This is a genomic window from Sphingobacterium sp. UBA7253 (assembly GCF_002472745.1).
Classification (GTDB): domain Bacteria; phylum Bacteroidota; class Bacteroidia; order Sphingobacteriales; family Sphingobacteriaceae; genus Sphingobacterium; species Sphingobacterium siyangense.
Map to the genome: position 1 here is coordinate 11965 of NZ_DKSP01000228.1, position 3886 is coordinate 15850.

The window sequence follows — 3886 nt, forward strand, 5'->3', positions numbered from 1 at the left end:
GTGCGCTTGTTCATATTGATAATTTCCTGCTATTTTCAGCCCCTTGATAATTTCATAGTTTAGCTCGATCGTCCCCAATAAATCTGTTGCCGGACTTCTGCGTATCTGATGCTCCGAGTCCACCAATGGGTAATAACTCCAATCCAGTAGCCTACCATCCCCAAATGACTCAATAAAACTCTGCCGATAGTTTCGTGGAACCGTTAGAGCCTGACCATTTTGATCAGCAATACGCGTATATGGAAAAAGATTGGAGATATCATTATATCCATTCCGTCCAGACTTTGTATCTGTCTGTGTATAATACAGATTTGTGGCAACAGAAAATTGCTTACTAATCTCATAAGCTTGTTGAAACCGCAAATTGATACGTTCGTAACGATCACCCAGTGTTCCAATATTTCGATCATAGCCTACCGACGAAAGCCAAGAAAACTTTGCAGCTCCTCCCGACCCTGATAAAAAATACTGTTGTTTATAAGCTGGTTTATACACATAGCGATCCAACTGATCACGTACATCAACACCGCTCAATTCATTGATTTTCGACCATGCTTCATCCTTGGAGATCTTCCCATTATCTGCCAGATCAAGCATATCGATTACAGGACTTAATAAAGGTCTACTGCTCGAGCCAATTTTACTTTTATAAAATCCTCGACTGTATAATTCCTGTTCTACATCTATAAAATCTGACGACGACATCTGAGGGATATAATAGAGGTCAGGTTTTGCATCCACGGTACTGTTGGCATTGAATTCAAAAGAGATGGGCCTATCTAACTTTCCCTTTTTCGTTGTGATCACAATTACCCCGTTTGCTGCTCTGGCACCCCAAATACTGGATGCAGCAGCATCTTTCAGAATCGTTATGTTTTCAACCATATTCGGATTTATATTACTGATATCACCGTCATATGGAAAATTGTCAACTACGATCAAAGGATCTTTAGGCCCATTGATGGTGCTCAAGCCGCGGACTATGAGCTGAGGACTAGACTGACTTCGGCCAGCATCCATAACAAGACTATTTGCCACTACAGGTAACCTTGAAAGAATATCCGTACCCACCTGTTTGTTAAACAGTTCCTTTCCAACGGTTGAAAAAGAACCCGTAGCCCTTTCTTTCGGTATGGCCTGATATCCTGTCGATACAATAACCTCCTCGAGTTGTGTTGTCCGTGCTTTTAGTTTTACAATGAGCCTAGTAGTTGATGCGTCGAAGGCTACTGTGTGACTGGCATAACCAAGATGCTTAAGAACTAGCGTACCTTGGTGTGCTCTAGTATGAAATTCAAACTTTCCGTTCTTATCTGTTAAAACGCCACTATTAACGTGGCTCTCCTTAACAGATACACCACTTATAGCCTGCCCTAGACTATCCAACACTGTTCCCTTTATCAAGACTTGTCCTTGTAGATGCGTTCCTAGAATCAACATACTACAAATTAGCATAACAGTTCTTACCATCTTATTTATCTAAAAATGGTGCTACATAATTCCTGTCCAATAGATTACGATAGGATACCGTCTGCAGTATACCATATTTATTGATCCAATAGTACATCGGATACCCACCCGGTTGAAGCAATTGATCCAAATAGCTACTTTCAATTATGGATGAAAATGATTCCAGTCCCAATCCCTGAATCCACTCATTTTTTAGAAAGCGATGGATACTTGAATAATTATTTTTTGTTTTTATACCATTCACCATAACCACTGTCAGTTCATCCTTATAAAGCTGTTTGTAATAGTTGATTTCTTTTTGATGCAGAAAACATGTATAACAGCCAATCATCCAAAAATCGAGTATCAATAGTTTTCCTTTATATTCTTGGAGATTTCTGCGCACGGTATCCCCATTGATATAAAAGAGATGTTCTTTGGTCCAGAACTCTTCTGGAACTTTATGACCAATTTTTAATGATATGATATCAGATTGTCTTGTTATTAGCCCATTAGCCCCGCTGTCCTTGCGGGGCGTCTGAGCTGATAAACTAAACATATAAAACATAAGAGGTAGCATAAAAATAGCTCTTAGGTTCTGTAATGCTATAAAAAGACAACTTTGATATTGAAATACGATAATTGATATCCTAATAAGTTTGGTCATCTGTATAACTGAACTGTTTACTGTTTTATCCAATAAAGCAGTAAACGCAAAAGTTTTTTGTGACATATGCTTATCGATTAGATTCTTTATATATTCTACTGAAGAAATCATAAATTCTTTTGTTGGTATCGATGTCTTCCTGGATACGCTCCCGCGGTTCTGAAAACGAAATCTCAGCCCAGTTTATATCCAGCTTTTGGAAGTGGATCATAAAATATGCGATCAGCAGGCGGGTCAGCGCTGCAAAGAAGTCCCTCTCTCCGTCTTGTTTGGTCGTATCGGAAGCCTTTGCATGTGTCAAACTATTTTCAATTAAAGTTGCGATATGGTTTTTCCATGTATCGATCGTATAAACCGACCAAAAGTCTTTGATGTTTTTTAGGGGATTATACCCTTCTTGGTATATCTCGTAAAATGCTAGATCCAATTGCACGAGATTTGCATAAACAGGTTTCATGTGTTTAGTTTTTAACAGGTGACATAAGAACATAGCTTTCCCAATCCGATTAAAATCAGACTATTGGGGAATTTAAGCCAGCCTAAGCCACTTAAATAATAAATTGATTAATTGGTGAGCCAAACCGCATTTGAAGGGTAATTACAAGGTATATATATTGGCACGATGCGGTTCATGACTGAGAGGGATCAAATATAATTTGACCGGTTCGACCGAGCTACTCGGGCGTCTTGATAAGATTTTTTGTTGATTGTTTTTTCTTTTTCATACTCACTATTAGTTTTAGCGAGCCTCCTATAAGGAAAAACAGGGACAGTCCTGTGTTCCACTACTGATTCCGATTGGTGAGCCCAAGGAAGTAAATGAAACAGCAAGACCCGTCCCTGAAAATGTAAAAATACACATTTTTTTAAGTTCTGGGTAAACTTGCCGCCTTCATCCTTGGGCTCAATCTCGGAATCTGAAGACTCTTTATATATTTCAAACAGCTATAAGCTGCCGTACTGTTCTGTCTTACATAGTTCTATATTTTAATCTAACTCTACAAATATAACAATATAATTTCAAAACGAATAATATTTTATACAAAATGTCACTATTTGAATTTGTCCATTTGTTAAATGGAATTGACAATAGAGATTTTACGCCCAAACATAATTGAAGTGCGAGACGCTACGGGTCTGAATCAAGAATACTTTTCACTTCTTTGTGAGTTTTCAAGAGCAACTTTGACCAATATAGAGAATGGAAAATCACTACCTTCCGTTACCACATTAAATAAGATATCTCAATTTACAACAGTAGGAATAGATAAACTGGCTAGAAAGAATTATATCCCGCCACTGGATCTTAGAGAAAAACTTCAAAAAAAATATGCAAATGATCTATCCAAATCAGTACTCTTAGAAGACATGCCATCTGTTCCTTATATATTAAAATACAGATTATTACGGACCAATTTTCTTAACGAATTTAGGGTGAGAAAGGAGATATTAAAATACATTGAAAAAAATTACGGGTGGTCTATAAATCCGAACACCTTAACAACAAATCTTAGGAGAATGGGTGATTTATTGGTATTTAAACCTAATCCCGATCATGACAATGGTTATGTGTATAGAAAAAAATGAGTGGTTCCCCCCCAGTGAGGAATTTTCTATTTAAAGAAATATCTTTATGCCAAAATTTACTAATAAATTTGAAGTTAAAATAAGATAGATATTTTTGAAACGTGAAGTCATCCAATATATTCACAAAAAAAACATTCCCGAAAGAATGGCAGCCCCTTATATTGCATATTCCGATGATGTTGA

At 37.2% G+C, this 3886-nt stretch carries 4 protein-coding genes; 1 reads left to right on the plus strand and 3 read right to left on the minus strand.

Going from position 1 to position 3886, the window contains the following annotated elements:
* From B2X72_RS24350 to B2X72_RS24360, 3 genes are all read right to left on the minus strand, one after another.
* Nucleotides 1–1455: carboxypeptidase-like regulatory domain-containing protein (locus tag B2X72_RS24350; RefSeq protein WP_286851855.1), on the minus strand; the 1455-nt coding region annotated here is incomplete at its 3' end.
* 16 nt (nt 1456–1471) lie between these two features.
* Nucleotides 1472–2182 (minus strand): hypothetical protein, encoded by a 711-nt coding sequence (locus B2X72_RS24355; RefSeq protein ID WP_286851857.1) that lies wholly within the window; start codon nt 2180–2182, stop codon nt 1472–1474.
* Nucleotides 2183–2186: 4 nt separating this feature from the next.
* Nucleotides 2187–2573 (minus strand): hypothetical protein, encoded by a 387-nt coding sequence (locus tag B2X72_RS24360; protein ID WP_286851859.1) that lies wholly within the window; start codon nt 2571–2573, stop codon nt 2187–2189.
* A gap of 620 nt (nt 2574–3193) precedes the next feature.
* Between B2X72_RS24360 and B2X72_RS24365 the strand changes: the two genes are divergently transcribed.
* Nucleotides 3194–3703, plus strand: a complete 510-nt coding sequence (locus tag B2X72_RS24365) for a helix-turn-helix domain-containing protein (RefSeq protein WP_286851860.1) — start codon at nt 3194–3196, stop codon at nt 3701–3703.
* Nucleotides 3704–3886: the final 183 nt, after the last annotated feature.